The organism is Sphingomonas abaci (assembly GCF_014199625.1).
In the GTDB taxonomy this organism is placed as follows: domain Bacteria; phylum Pseudomonadota; class Alphaproteobacteria; order Sphingomonadales; family Sphingomonadaceae; genus Sphingomonas; species Sphingomonas abaci.
In genome coordinates, this window is the sequence record NZ_JACHNY010000005.1 from 78693 (window position 1) to 95839 (window position 17147).

15 protein-coding genes are annotated in these 17147 nt (G+C 69.7%); 6 read left to right on the forward strand and 9 right to left on the reverse strand.

The features are described from left to right. Nucleotides 1–89 precede the first annotated feature (89 nt). Entirely contained in the window at nucleotides 90–965 is an 876-nt protein-coding gene (locus GGQ96_RS12700) for an exonuclease domain-containing protein (RefSeq protein WP_184115316.1), read from the reverse strand. Between the two features lie 31 nt (nucleotides 966–996). Further along, nucleotides 997–2274 (reverse strand): dicarboxylate/amino acid:cation symporter, encoded by a 1278-nt coding sequence (locus GGQ96_RS12705; protein ID WP_221239958.1) that lies wholly within the window; start codon nucleotides 2272–2274, stop codon nucleotides 997–999. 369 nt (nucleotides 2275–2643) lie between these two features. On the opposite strand from GGQ96_RS12705, the gene GGQ96_RS12710 reads away from it, so the two are divergent. Beyond that, the gene (locus tag GGQ96_RS12710; protein ID WP_184115318.1) at nucleotides 2644–3561 is read left to right on the forward strand and encodes a crotonase/enoyl-CoA hydratase family protein; all 918 of its coding nucleotides are present in this window, start codon (nucleotides 2644–2646) and stop codon (nucleotides 3559–3561) included. Nucleotides 3562–3618: 57 nt separating this feature from the next. Here GGQ96_RS12710 and GGQ96_RS12715 read toward each other — a convergent pair whose 3' ends face one another. Further along, nucleotides 3619–5556 (reverse strand): putative bifunctional diguanylate cyclase/phosphodiesterase, encoded by a 1938-nt coding sequence (locus GGQ96_RS12715; protein WP_184115320.1) that lies wholly within the window; start codon nucleotides 5554–5556, stop codon nucleotides 3619–3621. A 192-nt stretch (nucleotides 5557–5748) separates the two neighbouring features. On the opposite strand from GGQ96_RS12715, the gene GGQ96_RS12720 reads away from it, so the two are divergent. Beyond that, nucleotides 5749–6483, forward strand: coding sequence for a helix-turn-helix domain-containing protein (locus tag GGQ96_RS12720; RefSeq protein ID WP_184115322.1), 735 nt, complete (start codon nucleotides 5749–5751; stop codon nucleotides 6481–6483). A gap of 15 nt (nucleotides 6484–6498) precedes the next feature. Here GGQ96_RS12720 and GGQ96_RS12725 read toward each other — a convergent pair whose 3' ends face one another. From GGQ96_RS12725 to GGQ96_RS12740, 4 genes are all read right to left on the reverse strand, one after another. Further along, on the reverse strand, nucleotides 6499–7017 hold the full coding sequence (locus GGQ96_RS12725; protein WP_184115324.1) for a GNAT family N-acetyltransferase: 519 nt from the start codon (nucleotides 7015–7017) through the stop codon (nucleotides 6499–6501). Then, the gene (ndk, locus tag GGQ96_RS12730) at nucleotides 7017–7439 is read right to left on the reverse strand and encodes a nucleoside-diphosphate kinase (protein WP_125993787.1); all 423 of its coding nucleotides are present in this window, start codon (nucleotides 7437–7439) and stop codon (nucleotides 7017–7019) included. Before ndk ends, GGQ96_RS12725 begins: the two co-directional genes overlap by 1 nt. A gap of 91 nt (nucleotides 7440–7530) precedes the next feature. Further along, nucleotides 7531–7971, reverse strand: coding sequence for a DNA polymerase III subunit chi (locus tag GGQ96_RS12735; protein WP_184115325.1), 441 nt, complete (start codon nucleotides 7969–7971; stop codon nucleotides 7531–7533). 56 nt (nucleotides 7972–8027) lie between these two features. Next, nucleotides 8028–9500 (reverse strand): leucyl aminopeptidase, encoded by a 1473-nt coding sequence (locus GGQ96_RS12740; RefSeq protein WP_184115327.1) that lies wholly within the window; start codon nucleotides 9498–9500, stop codon nucleotides 8028–8030. Between the two features lie 154 nt (nucleotides 9501–9654). Between GGQ96_RS12740 and GGQ96_RS12745 the strand changes: the two genes are divergently transcribed. The 4 genes from GGQ96_RS12745 to rsmA all read left to right on the forward strand — a co-directional run bounded on the left by GGQ96_RS12745 (nucleotide 9655) and on the right by rsmA (nucleotide 15157). Continuing rightward, nucleotides 9655–11886, forward strand: a complete 2232-nt coding sequence (locus GGQ96_RS12745; protein WP_184115329.1) for an LPS-assembly protein LptD — start codon at nucleotides 9655–9657, stop codon at nucleotides 11884–11886. A gap of 115 nt (nucleotides 11887–12001) precedes the next feature. Then, nucleotides 12002–13324, forward strand: coding sequence for a peptidylprolyl isomerase (locus GGQ96_RS12750; protein ID WP_184115754.1), 1323 nt, complete (start codon nucleotides 12002–12004; stop codon nucleotides 13322–13324). A 4-nt stretch (nucleotides 13325–13328) separates the two neighbouring features. Continuing rightward, nucleotides 13329–14321 carry a 4-hydroxythreonine-4-phosphate dehydrogenase PdxA gene (pdxA, locus tag GGQ96_RS12755; protein ID WP_184115331.1) on the forward strand — a complete coding sequence of 331 codons (993 nt, stop codon included), beginning with the start codon at nucleotides 13329–13331 and terminating at the stop codon, nucleotides 14319–14321. Then, nucleotides 14318–15157, forward strand: coding sequence for a 16S rRNA (adenine(1518)-N(6)/adenine(1519)-N(6))-dimethyltransferase RsmA (gene rsmA / locus GGQ96_RS12760; protein ID WP_343059041.1), 840 nt, complete (start codon nucleotides 14318–14320; stop codon nucleotides 15155–15157). Before pdxA ends, rsmA begins: the two co-directional genes overlap by 4 nt. Before the next feature lie 10 nt (nucleotides 15158–15167). On the opposite strand, the gene GGQ96_RS12765 is transcribed toward rsmA, so the two are convergent. Together GGQ96_RS12765 and GGQ96_RS12770 are read right to left on the reverse strand one after the other, a co-directional pair. Further along, nucleotides 15168–15566 carry a YybH family protein gene (locus GGQ96_RS12765; RefSeq protein WP_184115333.1) on the reverse strand — a complete coding sequence of 133 codons (399 nt, stop codon included), beginning with the start codon at nucleotides 15564–15566 and terminating at the stop codon, nucleotides 15168–15170. Beyond that, complete coding sequence (locus tag GGQ96_RS12770) at nucleotides 15563–17083, reverse strand: GGDEF domain-containing phosphodiesterase (RefSeq protein WP_184115335.1); 1521 nt, start codon at nucleotides 17081–17083, stop codon at nucleotides 15563–15565. Before GGQ96_RS12770 ends, GGQ96_RS12765 begins: the two co-directional genes overlap by 4 nt. Between the last annotated feature and the right edge of the window lie 64 nt (nucleotides 17084–17147).

Here is a 17147-nt window from a genome sequence, read left to right on the forward strand (position 1 = left end):
CAGCCCTAGGACGGGTTGGCCGGTCAGGGCAAGCGGGCTTTGCCGGTTTCCAGCCGCGCTTGATCGAGCGCAAGCCGTTCGGCCGGATATCAGAGGATGCCGCCGTCGCCGGACAGCAGCAGATCCGCCGCCATGATGCGGATGCGGCCACCCGCGCGGCGCATCGACTCCGCACGGCGATAGCGCGTCTCCTGTTGCAGCGCCGGGCCGGTCGGCGCGGTCGGCGCGATCGCCAGAACGGTGGTGGACGGGCCGACGGCGCTCACCACCCGACCGCCCAGCGCGGCGATGCGGTGCGCCAGCGGACCGTCGCGCGGCTCGCCCAGGATGGCGATCCGCTGCCCCGCCAATGGGCCATGCGCGGCGGGGGACGGCGCAGGCGGCCGCTTCACCGGCTTGGCCGGCGAGAGCCAGTCGGCGAGCGGCCGCCCGCTATGCTCGATCGCGCGCACCACCACCATGCCCGCGACCCGCGCATCGCTCAGCGCGTCGTGGTGGCGATGCTCCAGCCCGAGATGCCGGGCCAGCACGTTCAGCCGGTGGCTGCCGAGTTCCGGCCAGGCGCGCTGCGCGACGCGGACGCTGTCCAGCCAGGTGGTCGCGATCTCCGGCCGGTCGTGGACGCGGCAGGCGGCGGCCAGCGCGCCCTTGTCGAAATGCGAATGGGCGACGGTGATCCGCCCCGCCAGGTGGCCATCGACAATCGCATGGAGGTCGCCGAAACAGGGCTGGCCCAGCACATGGTCGGCGGTGATGCCGTGGATGCCGATATTGAACCCGCTGAACGTGTCGCGCGGATCGACCAGCGTCTCATATTCGAAGCAGACCGCGCCGCGGCGGAAGCCGACGATGCCGATCTGGCAGATGCTGCTGACCCGCGAACATGCCGTCTCCACGTCGATCACGACGAAATCGGGCGACTCCGCGTCGGCATGCGCGGTCGGGGCGGAGGGGCTGGGCGGCATCCCTTACGATAGCGGCCCCGCCCCGGTCGGATCAAGCCGGCCCGTTGCCGCCTCCAACCCCCTCCCCGCCGCCATCCGCGCCGCCCCGCCGCCCGACGATCGCCATGACCGCGATGTCGGCGGTGACGTTGCCCAGCGTGCGGAACACGTCGGGGAGCGTCTCGATCGCCAGCAGCAGCGGCAGCAGCGCCACCGGCACGCCCATCGCCAGGCAGACCGGTGCGACGATCGCGAAGAAGGACACCTGCGCCGGCAATCCGACCGCCGCGATGCTGACCAGGGCCGCCACGATCACCCCCGCCGCCACGGCGGCGGGTCCCGGCACGACCTGATGCACCTCCGCCAGGTAGAGCGCCACGGCGACATTGACGGCGGCGCTGGTCAAGCGGAACAACGACACCGCCAGCGGCAGCACGACGCCGGCGGAGGATTGCGCGACCCGCAAGCCGGGCGCGGCCTCGACCATCGCCGGCAGGCAGGCGAGCGAGGATTGCGTGCTGACCGCAATGACCTGCGCCGGCAAGGCTGCGCGCGCGAAGGCGAGCGGCCCGATCCGGCCGAACAGGATCGCGACGGTATAGACGAACAGGATCGACACGATCGCCGTCGCGATCACCACCGCGACATAATGCGCCAGCACGCCCGCCGCGCCGCCGCCCAGCCGCTGCCCCACGCCGAACGCCAGCGCGAGCACGCCGATCGGCGCGACCAGCAGCACCCAGCCGACGATGACCAGCATCGTCTCCGCCAGCGCGCGCACCAGCCGGTCGACCGCGCCGCGCAAGGCCGGATCGATCCGGCTCGCCGCCAGGCCGAAGAGCAGCGCGAAGACCACTACCGGCACCATCGCGGTCTCCGCCGCCGCCTTGATCGGATTGGTCGGGATGATGCCCGCCAGCCAGTCGCCCGAGCCCGGCAGTCCGGACAGCGCCGTCGACGCCGGCCCCGCCGCCTCGGGCAGCAGCCGCGCGGCGGCGGGGAGCGGGAACAGGTCCAGTGTCACGAGCGTCGACGCCGCACCGAGCATGCAGGCGGCGAGCAGCAGCACGGCGAACCAGAGCAGCGAACGCAGGACGATCCGCCCGCCCGCCGCCTGCATCGCCGCCGCCATCACCCCGCCCGCCAGCAGCGAGAAGACCAGCGGCACCACCGTCATCGTCAGCGCGTCGAGCCACAATCGGCCGACCGGTCCCGCGACCATCGCCAGCGAGGCCCCCCATGGCCGCCCGGCGAGCAGCGCCCCAGCCACCAGCCCGGTCGCCAGGCCGATCAGGATGCGCACCGGCGGGCTGATCCGCCAGCCGCTCATGCGCGCGTCACGCTTTGTCGCTTGGTCGTCGGCATCCTCGGCTCCTTCATGCCTGATCAGGCCTCCGCCCGCGGACCGTGGCAACCCGAAGGCGGGAGCCTCGCATTGTACACGCCATAAGGCATTGTTCTTATTGGCCATAGGCCTTGACGTTGCACAAGCGCGGACGCCTAATGCGTTTGTCCGGTCGTGTCCCGACGATCCCCGGCAAGGGCGGATATCCCGGATTGCCGTCTAACGGGGCCATCCGCCCGATGTCGTTGACCAGCGACAATCGCACGCCGGTCCCGATTCCACGTCGCGCCCGTCCGCCCAAGCAAACTATCCTTTCTTCGCAGCAACTTGCTGCGAGTACAGAAGGAAGTCACCATGACCGCCGAATTTCCATCCGTGGTTCCGGCCGATCGTCACCTTGCCCGCCACCATCCCCTGCTTTCCCGACCCGACGGGCACCGGCCCTTCGCCTATGCCGAATTGGACGTGGCGTTTGATTCCGCGCTCGACACGCTCTGGACCTTCATGCGCGCCCGTGAACGGCCGAGCTTCAATCCGCGCCTGCTGACCGAATTCGGCCTGTGGCAGCAGGACATCGTGGAAGCGATGCGTTCGGAGGACATGCCGATCCGCTATCTGGTGCTCGGCTCGCGCCATCCGGGCGTGTTCTCGCTGGGCGGCGATCTCGATCTGTTCGCCGCCAAGATCCGCTCGGGCGACCGCGCCGCGCTGGTCGATTATGGCCGCGCCTGCGTTCGAATCCTCCATCGCAACATGATGAGCCTGGAGCGGCCGATCATCACGATCGGGCTGGTGCAGGGTGATGCGCTGGGCGGCGGGTTCGAGGCGCTACTCTCGTTCAACGTCGTCATCGCCGAGCGTGGCGCACGCTTCGGCCTGCCCGAGACGGCGTTCGGCTTGTTTCCCGGCATGGGAGCGCACTGCTTCCTGTCGCGGCGGCTGGGCGCGGCGCGGGCCGAGCAAATGATCCTCAGCGGGCGCATGTACAGTGCAGATGAGCTGTACGACTTGGGCATCGTCCATGGCCTGGCGGCGCCCGGCGAGGGACGCGCCGAGGTGGAGGCGTATATCCGCCTCAACCGCCGGCGCCACAGCGGCCATTGCGCGATCTACGAGGCGTCGCGCTCGGTCAATCCGCTGCCGCTGGCGGAGCTGGAGGCGGTGGTCGACCTCTGGGCCGATGCGGCGCTGCGGCTGAGCGACACCGACCTCAAGCTGATGCAACGATTGGTGCGGGCGCAGACCCGGCTATCCGGTCCGGCCGCCGGATAAGCCGGCATGAAGCGTCCGGGCGGGCGTTCCGGCGCCCGCCCGGACGTGCTCCGGTGGTCAGGCGGGGCGCAGGCTCCGCTCGCGAAACAGCGCACCGAACTGGTCGACGGGCAGCGGATGGCCGAGCAGGAACCCCTGCACCGAATCGCACCGCGTCCGCCGCAATTGGTCGAGCTGCGCCTGCGTCTCGACGCCCTCGACGGTGGTGCGCATGCCCAGTTTCTGCGCCAAGTCGATGATCGTCTGGACGATCGCGACCGAGGCGGGATTGCGCTCCAGGTCGGTGACGAACGAGCGATCGATCTTGAGCGTCTGGAACGGGAACCGGGTCAGATAGCTGAGGGACGAATAGCCGGTGCCGAAATCGTCCAACGTGGTGCGGACCTTCAGGCGGTTGATCGCGTCCAGCGCCGTGAGCGACGCTTCGATATCGTTGAGCAGGACCGTCTCGGTCACTTCCAGCTCCAGCCGCTCGGGACACAGACCGCTCGACGCCAGCGCGCCCAGGATCACCGACGGAAGTTCGGCCGAGCGAAGCTGGATCGGCGATAGATTGACCGCGATGGTGACGTCGCCCCAGTCCCGGCCGACGCGGCACGCCTCGCGGATCACCCAGCCGCCGATCGCGACGATCAGGCCATTATCCTCGGCGATCGGGATGAATTCGGCCGGCGAGACGGGGCCGTAGCGGCGGTTGGTCCAGCGCAGCAGCACCTCGCCCGCCGTGATCCGCTCCCCCGCCAGATCGAAGATCGGCTGAACCGCGAGATGGAACTCGCCCCGCTCCAGCGCGCCCTTCATTTCCGACGCCAGCTCGCGCTCCCGCTCGATCTTCTCGTCCATGCGCGGCTCGAAGATCCGCATCTCGCCGCGACCGCCATCCTTGGCGCGGTATAGGGCGAGGTCAGCGTTCTTCAGCAGCCGGTCCGGATCGGTGCCGTCCTTGGGCGCGATCGCCACGCCCAGCGAGGCGCTGACCTTGAGCGGCGCGCCGTCATGCGCGACCGGCAGCGCGACCAGCTCGAGGATGCGCGCGCCGATCGCCGCCACCTCGGCTTCGTCCCGGATCGTGCAGACCAGGGCGAATTCGTCGCCGCCCAGCCGGGCGACAATGTCGCGGTCGCCAAACGCCTCGTTCAAACGGCGCGCGACGGCGGCGAGCAGGTCGTTGCCGGCCAGATGCCCGAAGGAGTCGTTGATCTCCTTGAACCGGTCGAGGTCGAGCCAAAGCAGCGCCAGCATCCCCTCGCCGCGCGAGACCGCCTCCAGCCGCGCCTCGAAGCGTTCGCGGAACGCCGTGCGATTGGCCACGCCGGTCAGGTCGTCGCGCCGCGCGATCGCGGCATGATGCTCGGCCAACGCCGCCTTCTCGATCGCGCCCACCGTCGCCTTAAGGATCACGCCATAGGTCTGGAGCGTGATGTCCATCATCGCCACGATGAACAGCAGGATGACGCCCGCGAGCAGCGCCTTGAGCGGCATCAGTGACCAGAGCAGCCCCGCCACCAGGGGCAGCGAGGCGAAGCAGAGCTGCGACAGCGCGATCCACGGTCGCCCCGCATTGCGCCCGGCGATGCCGGCGGCATAGCCGATCGTGGTGGTGACCGCGAGCAGTTGCAGCACGCCATCCACGGTCCGGGTGAGGGTCAGGAGACCGAAAAGGCCGAGCAGCGCCGAATAGCTGAGTGCCCCGGCGCGGTAGATCAGCTCCTGATGGCGCGGCCGGTCGCCCGATGGCGCGGGGGCGGCCGGTGTGCGCAGCACGTCGACGATGCGGACGCCCGCCACCGCCGCGATGGTCAGCGCCACGCCCAGCATCAGGCCGTCGCCGCTTATCGCCGCCACCGTCATCGTGATCGCGCTGCTGGTTAGCGCGCCGATGACCAGCGATTGCGGCGAGGCGTAGAGCGACTCGACCAGGGTCTCGCGCACATGCGCGGCAATCGTGCTGTCCGATGCGCGCAGCTGCCGCAGCCGGGAGATCAAACGGCTCATCGCGCCCTATCTGGAGCCTTTGCGTTGAATTACCACTAACGCCCTAGCGCACCAACGCGGTTCGCCGGACCGCGCTCCAGCCGATCCGCACGGCTCATCGCATTTTTACTATAGGCGACCCAAAAGTTTGCTGCATGCCAAATGCTTGGCGCGCCTGCCGCGATAGGCTAGCGAAACGATGTTAAGGGGCAAGTGAGTGAGAAAAGTTCGTTGAACCGCCTGGAGGATTTTACATCGCTGACCCCGGAGGAGGTGGAGGCGGTTCAGGGACTGGGAGGCCCTGTCATCCGTCTCGATCGCCTGCGGGAGATCCGGCGCGAGGGCGAAGTCGCTTCAGGTTTCTACATGCTGGAGAAAGGCTGGGCGATGGCGTCGCACATCCTGCCCAGCGGCAGCCGCCAGATCTTGAAGGTCCATCTTCCTGGCGACCTGTTGGGTACGCCGAGCATGTGCAGCGACACCGCGGTCGAGACGCTGTCCTCGATCACCCCGGTGGTGATCCGCCATGTTCCGCTGGCTCAGTTTGGCGCGCTGATCGATGCGCGCCCCCGGCTCGGCGCGCTGTTCCTGCTCAGCGTCCAGGCCGAACGGCTGGCGCTGATGGACCAGCTCGCGCAGATGGGCCGAACCTCGGCCGAGGCGCAGCTCGCCGCCTTCCTGCTTGACATCGCCAAGCGACTGACCCGGCTGGGCGAGGTGCACAATGACAGCTTCCAGTTGCGGCTGACGCAGGAGCATATCGGCGACCTCTTGGGACTAACCAACGTCCATGTGAACCGGATGATGCGGTTGCTGGAAGACAAGCTGCTGATCCAACGCGACCGTGAGCGGATCACGATCCTGGATCGCGCCGCGCTGACCAAGCTGGCCGGTCGTCCTCCGCGGGAGAAGCGCAAGGATCTGGGCTGGCTGCCGAAAAGCCGGTGACGGCGCGGGCCAGGGTCAGATCGCCCGGCCATAGACCCGATCGTCGTGCCAGGTCGACCCGACCAGGAAGCGGCGCTCGCCGACAATGGCGAAACCCTGCCGCTCGTAGAAGGCGCAGGCGCGCCGGTTCGTCGCCAGGACCCCGAGCAGCATCCGGTCCTGCCCCATCGCGCGCGCATCGGCGATCGCCCGGTCCATCAGCGCCGCGCCCAGCCCGGTGCCCCGGGCCAGCGACAAGGTGTAGATCCGGCGAAGTTCGATGTCGCCGGGCCGCACCGCGCCGACATCCTCCGGCGTGGTGAGCAGGCTGTATCCGACGGCCGCGTCGCCATCGGGATGCGTCGCCAGCGTTACGCGGCTCGCGGGATCGGCGATCCAGGCGGCGAACCGGTCGGGCGCGCTCTTCATGCCGACATGGGCGACGATATCCGCGCCCGACAGGATGCCGGCGAAGGTCTCCAAAAAGCTTGCGGCCGCGACGAGCGACACGGCCGGCGCATCCGCCGCCTCCGCTCGCCGCAGCCGCCAGCGCATCAGCCGACGATCTCTTCCGGCTTGAAGAAATAGGCGATCTCGATAGCCGCATTCTCGTCCGAGTCCGACCCGTGGACGGTGTTCGCCTCGATCGATTCGGCCAGCTCCTTGCGGATCGTGCCCGGCTCGGCGTTGGCCGGGTTGGTCGCGCCCATGATGTCGCGGTTGCGCTGCATGGCGTTCTCTCCCTCCAGCACCTGCACCACCACCGGACCGGAAATCATGAACGACACCAGGTCGTTGAAGAAGGGGCGCTCCTTGTGGACCGCATAGAAGCCCTCGGCCTGCTCGCGGGTCATCTGAATCCGCTTGGAGGCGACGACGCGCAGACCGGCCTCTTCCAGCATCTTGGTGACCGCGCCGGTCAGGTTGCGGCGGGTGGCATCGGGCTTGATGATCGAAAAGGTACGGTTCGCGGCCATGACGGTCACGGGCTCCTGCTTGGCAAGGTGGAAAGTGGCGCCGCCCTAGTCGCGGGCGGCAGGATTGGCAACCACCGTCGCCCGCGACCCCCTAGGCCGCCTGTTCCCAGCGGCCGGCGTCGTTCTGTTTCCAGTACCGCCGCTCGACCCCTTCGCGATCGGCCAGCCCCTTCCAGGCCAACCGTGCCTCGCGGATCCGATCGTCGTCGAAGAAGTGGAAGGCGCGGTCGAATGCCAGCGCGGCATCACGCCACTCGCCGTCAACGATCGCGACGAAACGCGCGCCGTTCGCCGGCTCGACCTGCGGGGCGAGCAGCACCGGCTGTTCGGCCTCGTCCCCCTCCCCGGCGGCGGCATGGGGCAGGAAGCTGTCGGGCGCATAGCTCCACAGCCAGCGGTCGAGATGCCGACGCTGCTCGTCCGACGCCGCGACGATCAGCAGCCGCCCGCCGCCCGCCAACACCCGCTCGGCGATCTGCGGCAGCGCGCGCTCCAGCGGCGTGGCGGTGAGGTGGTAGAAATCGACCTGCATCGTGGCTGATCCGTCCAGGGTGGCGGCAGGCCGGCGACCCGGCCCGCCGCCCTGGATCAATCCTCGAACCGGTCGGCGACGAACCGATCGAGCAGCTTCACGCCATAACCGGTCGCGCCCTTGTCCCAAGTCGCACCCGGCTTGTCGGACCAGACCATGCCGGCGATGTCGAGATGCGCCCAGCGCACATCCTTGTCGACGAAGCGCTGGATGAACTGCGCCGCGGTGATCGACCCGGCGCCGCGCGGACCGACATTCTTCATGTCGGCGATCGGGCTGTCGATCAGCTTGTTGTAGGTGTCCGACAGCGGAAAGCGCCACAATTTGTCGTCGGTCGCGACGCCCGCCGCCAGCAGCGCGTCGGCAAGCGCGTCGTCATTGGCGAACAGGCCGCCATATTCATTGCCCAGGCTGACGATCATCGCGCCGGTCAGCGTCGCCAGATCGACGATCGTCTTGGGGCGGAAGGTCTTCTGGGTCCAGGTGATGACGTCGGCGAGGACCAGCCGTCCCTCGGCATCGGTATTGATGACCTCGATCGTCTGGCCCGACATCGAGGTGACGACGTCACCGGGGCGCTGTGCGTTGCCGTCGGGCATGTTCTCGACCAGCCCGCAGACGCCGACGACGTTCGCCTTGGCCTTGCGCCCGGCGATCGCCTTCATCGCGCCGACCACCGCGCCGGCGCCGCCCATGTCCCACTTCATGTCCTCCATGCCGGCACCCGGCTTGAGCGAGATGCCGCCGGTGTCGAAGGTCACGCCCTTGCCGACGAACGCCAGGTCCGGATCGCCCGCGCCCTTGCCGTTCCACCGCAGCGCCAGAATGCGCGCGTCGCGCACCGAGCCCTGGCTGACGCCAAGCAGCGCCCCCATGCCGAGCGAGCGCATCTCGTCCTCGCCCAGCACCGTGATCTCGAGGCCCAGGCCCTCGACCGAGCGGCGGACGCGCTCGACGAAGCTTTCCGGATAGACGATGTTGGGTGGCTCGGCGACCAGCGTGCGGGTCAACTCCAGGCCGTTGGTCACCGCCTCCTGCACTTGCCAGGCCTCGTCGGCGCCGGTCGGCGCGGCGGCCAGCACCAGCTTGGCGAGCGTCGGCTTCTGCGCTTCGGGCAGGGTGGTGCGATAGATGTCGTGCCGCCAGGCGCGCTGCGCCGCCGCGCCCGCCAGACGCGCCACGGCCTGGGCGCTGGGCGCGGTGGGAAGCGCGGAGAAGTCCACCACCGCCTCGGTGGCGGTGGTCAGCAGCTTGGCGGTCAGCGCGCCGCCCGCCTTGGTCCAGTCCTTGTCCGCGCCCGCGCCGACGCCGAGCAGCAGCACACGCCGCACGCCCGCAGCCGCCGGCACGAACAGCTCGACGCTGGCGCCCGCCTCGCCGACGAAGCGGTGCGCGGCGGCCGCCGCCGCAGCGACCGATGCCGCGCCCTCGCCAAGCTGCCCCCAGCCGATGCGCGCCACCCCGTCCTTCTCGACCGGGAGAACGAGCAGCGCGGCGTCTGCGGCGCCGGGGGCGAAACTGATCTGCATAGGGAAAACCTCGTTGACTATTCCCCTGCATCTAAGCCGCATGTCGCCGCTGGCAAGCGTTGCGGCTTGCACAAGGGTGCGATAGGCGGACGGAAGCCCGATCGCCTGGCGGGATCAGGGCGGTCGAACCGCGTGCGCCAAAAGGGGAAGTTGTTTGTCGCGTATCAGCCTTCTTGCCGGCTGCGCCCTGGGGATCGTGCTGGCGCTGCCCGCCGCGGCCCAGGATCTCCAGACCCCTATCGTGCCGCCGCCGCCGCCCGCGGCGGCCCCGCCGGCCAGTGACGAGCAGGTGAAGTTCAGCGCCAACGCGCTGGAATATGACACAAACACGGACGTGGTGACCGCGACCGGCGACGTCCGCATGTTCCGCAGCGACGGCCGCCTGCGCGCCGACAAGGTCGTGTGGAACCGCAAGACCGGCAAGGTCGTGGCGACCGGCGACGTGGCCATCGTCGGCGAGGAAGGCGACACCGCCTATGGCGACAGCATCGAACTGACGGACTCGCTGAAGGACGGGATGGTCGACAACATGCTGGTCGTGCTCAACCAGGGCGGCCGGCTGGCGGCGGTGCGCGGGACGCGCGAACCGAATGGCGTGATCGAGCTCGAGCAGGCGGCGTATACGCCCTGCTCGGTCACCAATGCGCAAGGCTGCCCGAAGGAGCCGAGTTGGAAGATCACCGCCGTCCGCGTCGTCTATCGCCCCAGTCGCGAGCGCATCTATTACCAGGGCGCGCAGCTCCACCTGTTCGGCCTGCCCTCGATCCCGCTGCCGCAATTCTCCAATCCCGTCGGCGGCGGCAGCGACAGCGGCCTGCTGAGCCCCAACATCCAGTACAGCCGGGTCAACGGGGTCGAGGTCGCCCTGCCCTATTATTTCCGGCTCGCGCCCAATCGCGGGCTGACGCTGACGCCGCACGTCTATTCCAGCGTGCTGCCGATGGCGGATGTCGAATACCAGCAGTTGAGCGAAACGGGGGCGTTCCGGCTGCGCGGCTACGCGACCGAAAGCCGGCGCAGCGACGACCTGAACACCATCGACCCGACCGATACCAGCATGGCGTTCCGCGGCTATCTGGACGGTGTCGCGCGGTACCAGTTCACCCCCGAATGGAGCCTGAGCGGATCGCTGCGCGTCACCACCGACCGCACCTTCCTGCGCCGCTACGACATTTCGCGCGACGACCGGCTGCGCAACACCGCCTCGCTCCAGCGCATCGATACCAACAGCTACTTCGCGGTGACCGGCTGGGCGGTGCAGACGCTGCGCGTCAACGACCGCCAGGGCCTGCAACCGATCGCGCTGCCCGAGATCGATTATCGCCGCCGCTTCGCCGACGGCTTCGCCGGCGGCAATGTCGAGCTGCAACTCAACAGCCTGGCGCTGACCCGCACCGCCGGTCAGGACACGCAGCGCGCCTTCGCAAGCCTGCGCTGGGACCTTCGTCGGCTGACCAACTGGGGCCAGGAACTGACCTTCACCGCCTTCGCGCGCGGCGACGCCTATAACGCGAATGACGTCCTGGCGACGACGCAGATCGCCTATCGCGGGACCGAGGGGTTCCAGACCCGCGCGATCGGCGCGGTGGCGGTCGACATGCGCTGGCCCTTCGTCGGCAGCATCGGCGCGGGGACGCAGCGGGTGACGCCACGCTTCCAGATCGTCGCCGCACCACGCATCAAGAACTTCGCCATCCCGAACGAGGACTCCCGCGCGGTCGACCTGGACGATTCCAACCTGTTCGCGCTCAACCGCTTCCCCGGCTACGACCGGTTCGAGGACAGCACGCGCGCGACCTATGGCGCGGAATACGGCCTGAGCCTGCCCGGATTCAGCCTGGATGCGGTGGTCGGGCAGAGCTATCGCCTGTCGGCGCGACCCAGCATCCTGCCTGACGGAACCGGCCTGTCGGATCGCTGGTCGGACATCGTCGGTCGCACCGAACTGCGGTTCCGCGACTTCGTCTCGATCGTCCATCGCTATCGCCTGGACAAGGACGATCTGACCGTCCGCCGCAACGAGGTGGACGCCACGGTCGGTTCGCGCAGCACCTATGCGCTGGTCGGCTATCTCAAGCTCAACCGCAACATCACCTCGGTCGAGGACCTGCGCGATCGCGAGGAGGTGCGCGTCGCCGGCCGCGTGCAGTTCGCGCGCTTCTGGTCCGCCTTCGGCTCGGCGATCGTCGACCTGACCAACCGCGACGAGGATCCGCTGGGCGTGGCGGACGGGTTCAGCCCGATCCGCCACCGGCTGGGCATCGAATATCAGGACGACTGCCTGCGGCTGGGCGCAACCTGGCGGCGCGACTATCGCCAGATCGGCGACGCGCGCCAGGGCAACAACTTCCTCTTGACGCTGGCGTTCACCAACCTCGGCCGCTAAGCGCGGGTTCAGTTAGCCTGCACTAGCCGTCGCCGTTCCGGCCGGCGTTGCGGCCGAGTGGGGACGGATCGAACACGTGAAGCAGAATCGTCGTTGGGCTGCACGCAGCGGCCGGATGCTGGGAATGGTCGCGCTGGCCGCCGTTGCGGCAGGTGCGGTCGCCCAAACCGTGCAGGAAGCGCCGGGCGCCGACACCGGCCTGAACATCCCGGCCGATTCGCAGATCTTCGGCAAGTTCGACCCCAACGTCCGTAAGCCCACCGCGATCGTCAACGACACGGTGATCACCGGCACCGACGTGGACCAGCGCGTGGCGCTCGTGCTGGCGGCGAACAATGGCGGCCAGGTCAGCCAGGCGGATCGCGACCGGCTGAAGCTGCAAGTGCTGCGCCAGTTGATCGACGAGACGCTGGAGATCCAGGAGGCCAAATCCGCCGAGATCACCATCACGCCCGACGAGATCACCCAGAGCTACAATCGCGTTGCGCGCAACTTCAACCGCACGCCGCAGCAGATGTCCGACTATCTGCGCCAAAACGGGTCGTCGGACCGCTCGCTCAAGCGGCAGATCGAGGGCGAGCTGGCCTGGCAGCGCTATCTGCGCCGCAAGGTCGAGCCCTTCGTCAATATCGGCGACCAGGAGGTGAAGGGCATCCTCGACCGGCTGGAAGCGGCCAAGGGCACGGAAGAATACAATCTCCGCGAGATTTTCCTGGCCGCCAACGACGCCAATGCCGCCCAGGTCGCGGAACGCGCCAAGGGGATCATCGGCGAGATCCAGAAGGCGCAGCAGCCCTTCGACTTCTTTGCCCGGCAATATTCCGAAGCCTCGACCCGTTCGGTCGGCGGCGACCTGGGCTGGGTACGCGCCGCGGTGCTGCCCGCCGAACTGGCCAGCGCCGCGCAGCAGATGCAGGTCGGCCAGGTCGCCGGACCGATCCCGATCCCGGGCGGATTCTCCATCCTGTATCTCACCGACAAGCGCCAGGTGCTGACCGCCGACCCCCGCGACGCGCGACTCAGCCTGAAGCAGCTCACCGTGCACTTCCCCGCCGGCACCACCCAGGCCCAGGCGACGCAGCGCGCCGCCGCCTTCGCCGAGGGGCTGAAGAAGATCCAGGGCTGTGGCACCGTCGCCAAAATCGCCAGCGGCGTGGGGGCGGAAGTGGTCGACAACGACACGGTCCGCATCCGCGACCTGCCGCCGCAGCTCGCCGACATCATGCTCCAGCTCCAGATCGGCCAGGCGACGCCACCCTTCGGCTCGGCCGAGTCGGGCGTGCGGGCGCTGGTGCTGTGCGGCCGCGACGATCCGCAATCGGGCCAGCTTCCCTCGTCCGACCAGATCCAGAACCAGCTCCAGCAGCAGCGCGTCAACCTGCGCGCCCAGCAGAAGCTGCGCGACCTGCGTCGCGACGCGGTGGTCGAGTATCGCTGATCCGATGACGCCGCTCGCGGTATCGCTCGGCGACCCGGCCGGCGTCGGCCCGGAGATCGTCGCCAAGGCCTGGGACGCGCGGACCGGGCGGGCGCTGCCGCCGTTCTTCGCGATCGGTGATCCGCGGGCGCTCGCGGCGGTGTGGGCCGGGCCGGTCGTGGAGATCGCCGATCCGGCCGAGGCGGCGGATGCCTTCGCCGCTGGCCTCCCCGTCCTGCCGGTCCGGGGCACGGGCGAAATCCGGCCCGGCGAGCCCGACCTCGCCGGCGCGCAGGTCGCGCTCGACAGCCTGGAGCAGGCGATGGCGCTCGTGCTGGCGGGCCGGGCCGGCGCGCTGGTCACCGCGCCCGTTTCCAAGGCGCAGCTCTATGCGGTCGGCTTCCGCTATCCGGGGCAGACCGAATTCGTCACCGACCGCTGTGGCCTGGACACCGACGAAACGGTGATGATGCTGGCCGGACCCGGCCTGCGCGTCGTGCCGATGACCACGCACGTACCGCTGTCCGCGGTGCCGGCGCTGCTGACGTCCGAGCGGATCGCCGCCAGCGTCCGAGTGACCGCAGCAGGCCTGCGCCGCGACTTTGGCATCGCCGCCCCGCGCCTGGTCCTGGCCGGGCTCAACCCCCATGCCGGCGAGAGCGGCGCGATCGGGCGGGAGGAGATCGAGGTGATGGAGCCGACCATTGCCCGGCTCCGGTCGGAGGGGATCGACGTCACCGGCCCGCATGCCGCCGACACCCTGTTCCATCCGCGCGCGCGCGAACGCTACGACGCGGCGCTGTGCGGCTATCACGACCAGGCATTGGTGCCGATCAAGACCCTGTTCTTCGACGACGGCGTCAACATCACGCTTGGCCTGCCGGTGGTGCGGACCTCGCCCGACCATGGCACCGCCTTCGGCATCGCCGGACAGGACCGGGCTGTGGCCGGCGCGATGATCGCCGCCATCGCCATGGCCGGCCTGGCCGCCGGACGCCGGGCGGCGGAGCGCGCGTGACCGCCGGCCTGCCCCCCTTGCGCGAGGTGATCGCGCGCCATGGTCTCTCCGCCTCCAAGGCGCTCGGCCAGAACTTCCTGTTCGACGGGCAACTGCTCGGCCGTATCGCCGCGGTGCCCGGTCCGCTCGCCGATCGCGCGGTGCTGGAGGTCGGCCCCGGCCCTGGCGGCCTCACCCGCGCGCTGCTCGCCGCGGGCGCGCAGGTGACCGCGATCGAGCGCGACCATCGCTGCATCCCCGCGCTCGAGGAACTGGGCGAGGCCTATCCAGGCAAGCTGCGCCTGATCGAGGGCGACGCGCTGGCGATCGACGCGCCGTCGCTGTTCGCGGAGCGGCCGCATATCGCGTCCAACCTGCCCTATAATGTCGGCACCGCGTTGCTGATCGGGTGGCTGTCGGCGGATTGGTCGCCCGAGCCCTGGTGGCGATCGCTGACTTTGATGTTCCAGCGAGAGGTGGCGGACCGGATCGTCGCCGCACCGGGATCGTCCGCCTATGGGCGGCTCGCGGTGCTGGCGCAGTGGCGCTCGACCGCGCGGATCGCGATGCCGGTCCACCGCTCCGCCTTCACCCCGCCGCCCAAGGTCATGTCGGCCGTCGTCCACCTGACCCCGACGCCTGCGCCCGACGGTGTCCGGCTGGCGGTGCTGGAGCGGCTGACGGCGGCCGCCTTCGGCCAGCGTCGCAAGATGCTGCGCCAGAGCCTGAAGGGCGTGTCCGGCGCGGATGCCGCGATGGCCACGGTCGGCGTCGATCCGTCGCGGCGTGCGGAGACGGTATCGGTGGCGGAGTTCGTCGCCATGGCCCGTGCGATGGATGCCGCCGCGCCGGTCTGAGGCGACCGGTTCAGCTGCTATGATCGCTGACGATCCGCCAGACCCCGCCCTGGCGCTCGAACATGAGCGACGTCAGGCCGGTTTCCACTCCATCCCGGCCCGTCAGCGTCCAGCGCGCGATCAGCAGGCGGTGCGTGGCGTTGATCGGGCGCTCGTGCAGCGTCGCGAACGACAGGGTGCCGCGCGCATTGCCGCCCGACCGGAAGGACGGCGCATAGCGCGCGGCGATCCCCGCCCGCCCGCGCACCAACCCCTTGGCCGTGACGAACACCGCATCCTCGGCATAGGCAGCCATGAATCCCGCCAGGTCGCCCCGGTTCCAGGCGGCGGCGCTGTCGGCCATCGCCGCCGCGACGCTGCCCGGCTGCACCGCCGCCGCCGCGATCACCACCATCGGCATCATCATCATCGCGCCTGCTCCACCAGGGTGACCAGTTCGTCCTCGCGCAGTGGTCCGGCGCACAGGAAGCCCTGATACCAGCCGCATCCTTCGGCCGAGAGCAGCGCGAGCTGCGCCGGCGTCTCCACCCCCTCGGCGATAACCGCGAGCCCCAGCGCGCGGGCGATGTCGATCACGCCGCGCACCACCACCCGGTCGCGCGGGCTGCCCGCGATCTCGTCCACCAGCGCCTTGTCGAGCTTCACATAATCGAGCGGCAGCGCCTTCAGGTAGGCGAGGCTGGAATAGCCGGTGCCGAAATCATCGATCGCAACCCGGCATCCGGCCGCGCGCAGTTCCGCAAGCAGGCCGGCGACCGTCGTCATCTCGCGAATCATCCCCGTCTCGGTCAGCTCCACCGTCAACCGACCGCGCGGGAAGCCGCTGGCATCGACCCGTTCGAGAAACGTCGCGGCGAAACCACGGCGCGCGACGTCGGCGGCGGTCAGATTGAGCGACAGGCGCAGCGCGCCGAGCGTGCGTGGCCAGGCAGCGGCGCGCGACAGGACCAAAGCCTGGATCTGGTCCGACAGGGCGATGCCCAGATCGGCGCGCTCGGCGGCGGCGAACAGCGTGGCGGCCCCCAGCGCGCCCCAACGCGGATGATCCCAGCGGGCCAGCGCCTCCACCCCGACGATCCGGCCGCTGACCACCTCGACCTGCGGCTGGAACACCACGCCGATCTCGCCGCGCGACAGGCCCAGATGCAGGTCCACCGCCAGCGCGTCGAGCGGCGCCACGCCCTCCGGCTCGGCGAGATGGATGGTGGCGCCGTCGCTGCCGCGCGCGCCGTGCAGCGCCTGATAGGCGCGGCGGATCATCGCCTCCGCATCGTCGCCGGCCTCCGGCGTGGCGACGCCGACACGGCTGCCCAGCATCACCCGCGCGCCGCCGACCAGCACCGGGCGGGTCAGTTCCTCGCCCAGGATCGCCAGCATATGGTCGGTGCTGCCATCCTCCATCGCCAGCAGCACATGTTCGCCGCCCGCCCGGGCGATGATCGCATGGCCCGCGACCGCAAGGCTCAGCCGCTCGAGCACGGCGGCGATCGCGGCATCGGTGCGCCCCCGGCCATGCGCGGCGTTGGCCAGGTCGAGCCGCGACAGCGCAACCGCCGCCACCGCGCAATTCGCCCCATTGGCCAGGCGTCCCGCCAGCCAGCGATGCAGCGGTCCCGGCGCGCCATTGGCGCCGGGGCTGGACCGTTGCGGCACGCTGCCCCCGGCGGCGCGCACCGCCAGCGCGATCGCATCCGGCTCGCACGGGTCGATCAGGAAATGGGTGGCTCCGGCCGCCACCAGCACGCCGGCATCCTCCAGCGTGTCCGCCAGCACCAGCACCGGACCGCGCAGCGCCGCCGATTGCACCGATTGCGCAACTCGCGATCCGCGCCCGCGGGCGTCGATCACCGCCACGCGGCCACCCGGGCCGCCGTCCATGGGCGGCGAGGGCCGGGCGACCAGGCCGCTGGGATTGCTATCGCTCATCGGCACCTTTTTGCGTCCTTTCGTGCTCGGCGGCAAGCAATCCCGGCTTGCGACGGAGCCTGTC

Bases quoted from the DNA above. Each gene is read 5' to 3' on its own strand.
- GGQ96_RS12765 (WP_184115333.1), bottom strand. From the start codon at position 15,566: ATGATGATGATGCCGATGGTGGTGATCGCGGCGGCGGCGGTGCAGCCG.
- GGQ96_RS12715 (WP_184115320.1), bottom strand. From the start codon at position 5,556: ATGAGCCGTTTGATCTCCCGGCTGCGGCAGCTGCGCGCATCGGACAGC.
- GGQ96_RS12735 (WP_184115325.1), bottom strand. From the start codon at position 7,971: ATGCAGGTCGATTTCTACCACCTCACCGCCACGCCGCTGGAGCGCGCG.
- GGQ96_RS12725 (WP_184115324.1), bottom strand. From the start codon at position 7,017: ATGCGCTGGCGGCTGCGGCGAGCGGAGGCGGCGGATGCGCCGGCCGTG.
- GGQ96_RS12740 (WP_184115327.1), bottom strand. From the start codon at position 9,500: ATGCAGATCAGTTTCGCCCCCGGCGCCGCAGACGCCGCGCTGCTCGTT.
- GGQ96_RS12705 (WP_221239958.1), bottom strand. From the start codon at position 2,274: ATGAGCGGCTGGCGGATCAGCCCGCCGGTGCGCATCCTGATCGGCCTG.
- ndk (WP_125993787.1), bottom strand. From the start codon at position 7,439: ATGGCCGCGAACCGTACCTTTTCGATCATCAAGCCCGATGCCACCCGC.
- GGQ96_RS12710 (WP_184115318.1), top strand. From the start codon at position 2,644: ATGACCGCCGAATTTCCATCCGTGGTTCCGGCCGATCGTCACCTTGCC.
- GGQ96_RS12700 (WP_184115316.1), bottom strand. From the start codon at position 965: ATGCCGCCCAGCCCCTCCGCCCCGACCGCGCATGCCGACGCGGAGTCG.
- pdxA (WP_184115331.1), top strand. From the start codon at position 13,329: ATGACGCCGCTCGCGGTATCGCTCGGCGACCCGGCCGGCGTCGGCCCG.
- GGQ96_RS12770 (WP_184115335.1), bottom strand. From the start codon at position 17,083: ATGAGCGATAGCAATCCCAGCGGCCTGGTCGCCCGGCCCTCGCCGCCC.
- GGQ96_RS12750 (WP_184115754.1), top strand. From the start codon at position 12,002: ATGCTGGGAATGGTCGCGCTGGCCGCCGTTGCGGCAGGTGCGGTCGCC.